This window comes from Zarconia navalis LEGE 11467 (assembly GCF_015207075.1).
GTDB classification, from domain to species: domain Bacteria; phylum Cyanobacteriota; class Cyanobacteriia; order Cyanobacteriales; family Geitlerinemataceae; genus Zarconia; species Zarconia navalis.
The window spans coordinates 1-6263 of record NZ_JADEXN010000324.1 but is presented as its reverse complement, the minus strand read 5'-3'; the positions used below and the strand labels follow the sequence as shown (position 1 = coordinate 6263).

Annotated in this window: 6 protein-coding genes; 2 read left to right on the top strand and 4 right to left on the bottom strand. The window is 46.3% G+C overall.

The genetic code is table 11. The features are described from left to right. Together IQ235_RS15935 and IQ235_RS15930 are read left to right on the top strand one after the other, a co-directional pair. Window positions 1–944 (top strand): flavin reductase (locus tag IQ235_RS15935; RefSeq protein ID WP_264322426.1); only part of this gene is annotated, 944 nt, incomplete at its 5' end. A gap of 131 nt (window positions 945–1075) precedes the next feature. Then, window positions 1076–1732 (top strand): SMI1/KNR4 family protein, encoded by a 657-nt coding sequence (locus IQ235_RS15930; RefSeq protein ID WP_264322425.1) that lies wholly within the window; start codon window positions 1076–1078, stop codon window positions 1730–1732. Window positions 1733–1774: 42 nt separating this feature from the next. Here the strand turns inward: IQ235_RS15930 and IQ235_RS15925 are convergent, their stop codons facing one another. The 4 genes from IQ235_RS15925 to IQ235_RS15910 all read right to left on the bottom strand — a co-directional run. Continuing rightward, the gene (locus tag IQ235_RS15925; protein WP_264322424.1) at window positions 1775–3262 is read right to left on the bottom strand and encodes a glycosyltransferase family 2 protein; all 1488 of its coding nucleotides are present in this window, start codon (window positions 3260–3262) and stop codon (window positions 1775–1777) included. Between the two features lie 191 nt (window positions 3263–3453). Continuing rightward, window positions 3454–4974 carry a carotenoid oxygenase family protein gene (locus IQ235_RS15920; RefSeq protein ID WP_264322423.1) on the bottom strand — a complete coding sequence of 507 codons (1521 nt, stop codon included), beginning with the start codon at window positions 4972–4974 and terminating at the stop codon, window positions 3454–3456. A gap of 169 nt (window positions 4975–5143) precedes the next feature. After that, window positions 5144–5311: an NblA/ycf18 family protein gene (locus IQ235_RS15915; RefSeq protein ID WP_264322422.1), complete on the bottom strand. Its 168-nt coding sequence runs from the start codon at window positions 5309–5311 to the stop codon at window positions 5144–5146. A gap of 245 nt (window positions 5312–5556) precedes the next feature. Further along, window positions 5557–6263, bottom strand: a 707-nt coding sequence (locus tag IQ235_RS15910) for an SWIM zinc finger family protein (RefSeq protein ID WP_264322421.1), incomplete at its 5' end; no start/stop codon positions are given.

Here is a 6263-nt window from a genome sequence, read left to right as displayed (position 1 = left end):
CTCAAAAAATCTCCGTGGCGCTGATTTATGCTTCGGCATACGGCAATACGGCCACTGTGGGACAAGCGATCGCTAGCGGTCTGACGAAGGCAGGGATTGGGGTGGAGTCCATTAACTGCGAAGTGGCCCAACCGGAGGAGATTCAAGCGGCGGTGGAAAGATGCGCCGGGTTTATCATCGGTTCTCCGACCCTCGGCGGCCACGCACCTACCCAAATCCAAACAGCGCTCGGGATTATCCTCTCTAGCGCCGATAAGAGCAAGCCTGCCGGGGTCTTCGGGTCTTTTGGCTGGAGTGGAGAGGCGATCGACCTATTGGAAAGCAAGCTGCGTAACGGGGGCTATCAACTGGCGTTCGAGACGATTCGGGTGAAGTTCAAACCCACCGAGACGACCCTCAAAACCTGCGAAGAAATCGGCACGGACTTCGCTCAGGAGATTAAGCTCTCGAAAAAATTCCGTCCTCCCACCCAACCGGCAAGCAATACCGAGCAAGCCGTCGGGCGAATTATCGGGTCTCTGTGCGTTCTAGCGGCTCAACAGGGAGAAGTCACCAGTGGGATGCTAGCCTCTTGGGTCTCTCAGGCCACGTTCGATCCGCCGGGTTTGACAGTGGCGGTGGCCAAAGATCGGGCGGTGGAATCTCTGACCCATATCGGCGATCGATTTACGCTCAATATTCTGGCTGAAGGTCGATCCATCAGAAAGAAATTTATGAAAAAGTTTTCCCCCGGAGAGGATCGATTTGCGGGGTTGGAAACCGAAGAGGGGGAAAACGGTTGTCCGATTATCAAAGAAGCCCTAGCGTATCTCGAATGTACGGTCAGCGATCGCATGGAATGCGGTGACCATTGGGTAATTTATTCCACGATCGATTGCGGGAACGTACTGCTACCGGATGGGCAAACTGCCGTCCACCATCGCAAGTCCGGCAGTCATTATTAGGTCGATCGGTATTCAGCTTTTAAGCAACGGTAGGGTGGGCAGTGAGATATATCATTCAATTTAAACGAAAAACTGCCTACCTTTTCGATATCGGCTTTCGGAAAGCGCAAAACTGAAATCGCTCGAACCAGATGCTCGAATTCCAAAATCATCTCAATTTTATTGGGAGATGGTTGAAACATCATCAACCGGATTCTTATGCTGCTTTAGAACCTGGATTGAGTCGATCGGAACTGGATTATTTCTTAGAGCCATTCCCCTTTTTATTGCCGGCTGAATGTTATGAGTTATATCAGTGGCATGACGGTATGACCCCCCTAGATATGGGTTCGGACATTTACAATGGAAGCCCTTACCAGCTTTTTCCCGGCTATACATTTAACCCCATTCAAGAGGCAATCGATTTACGCTCGAATATTTTTGAGTCTGTTGAAAATTTACTGCTCTATAAAATGAGACATGAAGAGGGGATATGGATAGAGCATTCGGGACTTCTCAATTGCTATTTCCTACCAATATTCACTCTCGATCTTAAAGAACATATTTGTCTACTCGGAACAAAGGAAACAGTAGAAAGATCTTATTTATTTAAGTTTTTTAGTGAAGGAGAAATTTATTTTTTGTATGACAGTATTAGTAGCATGATGCAGACAATTGCTGCTTGCTACAAAGTTGGAGCATACTATAATTTTAAATATCCCGATGGGGACAAAGAAATTCGTTGCGATAAAAATCTAGCAGAAGAAATTAGAATACAGTATAATCCCAATGCTGCGTTGTACTCCTAAAATCAATTAAATCGGCTGTAACGATATTTCTATTCCAACGCTTTAATCATCAATTAAAACTAGCTTACGAATTTTATTGTGTCGCTTCTCTCGATAATCTGATTCAATTGCTGCAAAAAAAATGCGCCAAGCCGGAATTGAAAATATTGCTGGAAAGGCAATTTTAATACCCGAAATCAGTTTTTTTTGTTTAATTGCAGCCCAGCTCCAACGTAACTGAATGTAAGCTCTAACCACCTTTACTTGAGGTAAATTTTCCTTCTGATGAGTTTGAATAAATTGATATAAGTTATCTAGTATATTTATATTTGTATCGAGCTGAAGTGCAATTTTATTATGTCGATTTTCGCTCTTGTCTCGATTTCGATCGACATATTTAGAAATAGGGCGATGTTCGGAAGAAAAAATAACTTGACTTTTTAATTTTAAGATGTGCCAAAATTTAATTTTTTTGAGCATTGGACGACGCTCACTCACTTGAAAGTCCTTTAAAACATCCAAAATATTATGATGGGTTCTCCATTTTTGTTCGGAATTTAAAAGTTCTGGAGATTGAGAAAATAGCTCATCTGCATATTTTGCAAATAATTTATTTTGGGCAGTCCAAGGTTTATGACGAAACAAAATGGCTTTAACTAACAGTTTCCATGCCGTGAAAGAAAATATAGCAGGAAATGCAGTCACGATCGTCGACAAAAATTGACCTTGCTTGAGAGAAACGAAACTCCAATGTAGTTTTAAATAATCTCGAACATCTTTAATTTCAGGTCGATCGTCATGATACTTTTGATTGACGAGGGTGTGGATTTTCTGCTTCATCAAAATATTGGTATCCATCCGCTTTTGCACGGAAAAGCGGTGATTGTAAGCCCCCGGCCAAATCGTGCGATAGGAAAGACATTGATTGAGAAAGACCGCATCCCCAAACTGGGCGATTTTAATCCACGAATCGATATCGTCGCAGTTGCCATCGAACCGAGAATCCCAACCCCCTGCCTGCCAAAATATATTTTTGCGAAAGGCAACCTGAACGGGAGTGCCGAAGGGAACCATTTCCAGCAACATTCCGTAGTGAATATCTTCCTGGGGAATGTAAAATGCTTTCCCCGGTCCTGTTTTGGGCGTACAACTGAGTTCGACTTCTTGGGCATCCACTTGTGCTGCTTGACAAGAACAAATGACCGCTTGAGGGCGTAAGGCGATCGCCTGGGACATTTCTTCGATGCAGTTTTGGGCCAGATAATCATCATCGTCTAGGGGTTTAATCCATTCACCCCTCGCCATTTTCACCCCAGCATTCATGGTCAGGGAATGACCCAAATTAGAAGCATTGCGATGGTATATCAGGCGATCGTCTCCCTGTTTGCGCATCGACTCTTGTAGGCGGGTGACGTATTCTTGGGTGCCATCGGTGGAACAATCGTCAGCAACGATCGTCTCACAGGCAACCGTTTGTGATAGTGCCGACTCGATCGCCCGCTTTAAAAGATCTAAACGGTTATAGGTTGTAATGACAACGCTGAAGTTCATGCACCTGGGAGACTCGCCAAGGCTATTTTCTAGTCGGGTTTCAAATCTGGTTAGATTTGGACGCAAAACCATAACCGATGGATGCCCCTCATTGTATCCTCTGTTTGATAATACATTCTAGAAAGTGATTGGGTTTGGTGAGGAGCGCTGGAAATTTGGGTTTTTCTCCGCATCCAAATTTGGTCTAAATGTTAAAGTCCGTTCGATTTCGCAAAACACTCCGAGGTAAAACTCCCATGCAATCCGTAGGGAACGTGATGCTTCAAGTGCAGCCGCGCCACGGGTTCCCCATCGATATTGCCCGCATCTAAAATAACGATATCCGATCGATCGTGCGCCGCATCGTACACCATCACCAGCACCCAACCGTCATCTTCTGCGGTTCCACCGGGACGGGGTACGAACAGCGGTTCGCTGCCAAAGCCTCGGGGGGCAAAACTATATAGCTGCCGTTCCCCACTGTGTAAATCGAGCTTCAGCACCCCTTGTAAGGGAGCATTTCCCGTTTCTGCGCGGGCGGCCCCAATATAAACATATCGATAGTTCCGTCCCACATTTTGAGGGTGCAAGCTGGGAAACTCGCAACAGCGGGATTCGAGAACGCGATGTTCGACGGTTTTCGATCCCGCAGAGAGTTCCAAGCGCCACAACTGTCCGGCAGGAACGCGATCGAAGTCCAACTCGCGGAAATCGGCATCGGGTTCGACGGTGGGGAAGGAGTCGTAGGCGATCGAATCTACATAGATTTTGTCTTCTTCCTCCCAGGCATTGGCATGGTGAAACACGAAAGAGGAGGGCGCTTCGAGAATCTGGACTTCCCGGTTTCCGGGTGTTCTGGGAATCAGCACCACTTTTGTCGTCCCACTGGGATCGAAGGCCACGCACTCGGCGGCCCCCCGCAATCCGAAGACGAAGGGGAGAGGGTTGAAGCGGACGGGATTCTGGAAGAAAATACAGTAGTTGGGGGTAATTGCCATGTCGTGAAGGAAGGCAAAACCGGGAATGGCGTGGCTGTGCTGCCGCAGCAGATCTCCAGCCGGATTGAATTCGTAGATGGTGATGGTACTCGAAATTCCGGCTTTGACGGAGAAGTTCACTAAGCAAGGCGCGCCCCCGTCCATTTCGCAGCACGGATCGATGCGAGGATGGGCGGAAAATGCATCCCCCGGTTGCAAAAGTCCGTTGAGATCGTCTTTGCCGATGGTTTCGAGAGTGGCGGGATCGAGGCGATGAGGTTCGGCAGCTTCCCCAAGTGCCAGTAGCTTTTCGCCCCAATAAATTACATTGGTATTGGCAATATTTTTGAGTTTTAAATCGAAGGCATTTGCCCACCAGCCACCGCTTTTTTGCGTGCCAAAAACGCCGCGATACAGCATTTTATTAGCCTTTTGTTCGGCGATATATCCTTCGGTGCGAACGAAGCGATTTTTAAAATGCGCCCGACCGTCTTTAAAGGCGATCGCGCAGACCATTCCATCGCCATCAAATGGGTGGTGAACCGGTCGATCGCCTACCTCTAGCAATCCCGGCCCGTTGCGAAATAGAGTTCCTTCTAATTCCGAGGGAATTTCTCCGTCGATGTCGTCGATCGAGTAGTCGTATTCATCGGGCAAAGATCGATAACCGCCCTGCCAGTCTTGGCGATCGTAGAATCGATTTTCTGTGGATAAAGTGCGATCGGTAGCAGTCTGGCAGGCATTTTGAGTTGACATTTGTGAGTCGATCGAGTAATAAGTTTGGAATTGATATTTTTATTCAAATTTACTGGCAAAAGCGCCATTATTTAAATTATAAATCGATCGGGTTCCCCTCTCCAAATAAATACCCCAGTCGGATACTGGGGTTCGAAGTTTACTAAATTCAAATATTACGACGAAGTTCTCAATTATTTTTGAGTAAATGCTTAAATAGATTATCTTTGACCATCATCTGTCGCAATACTTCTAATAGATAATCCTGTGCCTCTTCTTGAGAGAGGCCTTTAACTTGCTTTTGTAAAATCTGTAGTCGGAATTGCTGTTCCATACTCAGTTGGGCGGGCATATCCATATAGATCGCTCCTCACATACATTCTTTACATAAACTCCTCACACCGTACGATCGCTCGTTCGGAAGAGCTTGTTTATCAATATAGCGTCTGGTGGGTAAATTGTCTACGTTGTCAAGCTAATCCTAATCAATGCAACATTTTTTTACATACAGGTAAAGCGATCTCGTTAAATCGGTGACATTTCCGATCGAACAGAGGTGCTAAGAATAAAGACCGAGCGATCGGCCCTCATCGAGATCGACAATTAAAGCCAATTTTTATTCTTCGTTCTCACCCGCTGGTAAAACTCTTCCATAATGTCAATAAAAGAAGAATCTTTACGCCAAAATGCGGGGAAATCTCCGGCTTTTTTAATCGGAATTGCCGGAACGATCGCCGGTGCAGCCATTTCGATCGAAGTGGGAAGTTGCTTTTCTCCCAGCCAAAAATCCCGCAAACTGTCAATTTTGGGAACGTCCACCGTTTCGGGAGTTGTATAGTAAGATGTTGCGGAAACCAGCGGCAGATCTTCGGTTTCGATCGCGCCAGATAGCACCTTTCCCAGGGGAGATTTTGCCAGTTCTCGCTTCAGTTTGTCCCGCGATAATCCCCGCAGTTCAAAGAGCAAAAACGGATCGGCATCCAACTCGGCTGCGAGCAAATAACAGACACCGGCAACGTGTTTGCAAGGATTCGACCAGTCGGGACAAGAACAATGGGTATGGAGATCGTTGAGGCTGCGAGGAAGAAGGGAATACTCCAGTCCAGAAAACGCCGTATCAATATTATCAGGTATCTCGTTTATCAAAAGTTTGGATACCCAACTCGCCTTTTGACCCAGACGCGCGATCGCTTTCGACCAAACTTTTGTAGAAATGGGTTCTAGCTCAACTTCGGTAATATATGTTGGCTCTTTATAGACTCCAAAATAAGGGTTAACCGAGCCTCGAACCTGAGCCGTAACAATGCCGT

Coding starts and splice junctions, on each gene's coding strand:
- IQ235_RS15930 (WP_264322425.1), top strand. CDS start 1,076: ATGCTCGAATTCCAAAATCATCTCAATTTTATTGGGAGATGGTTGAAA.
- IQ235_RS15925 (WP_264322424.1), bottom strand. CDS start 3,262: ATGAACTTCAGCGTTGTCATTACAACCTATAACCGTTTAGATCTTTTA.
- IQ235_RS15920 (WP_264322423.1), bottom strand. CDS start 4,974: ATGTCAACTCAAAATGCCTGCCAGACTGCTACCGATCGCACTTTATCC.
- IQ235_RS15915 (WP_264322422.1), bottom strand. CDS start 5,311: ATGGATATGCCCGCCCAACTGAGTATGGAACAGCAATTCCGACTACAG.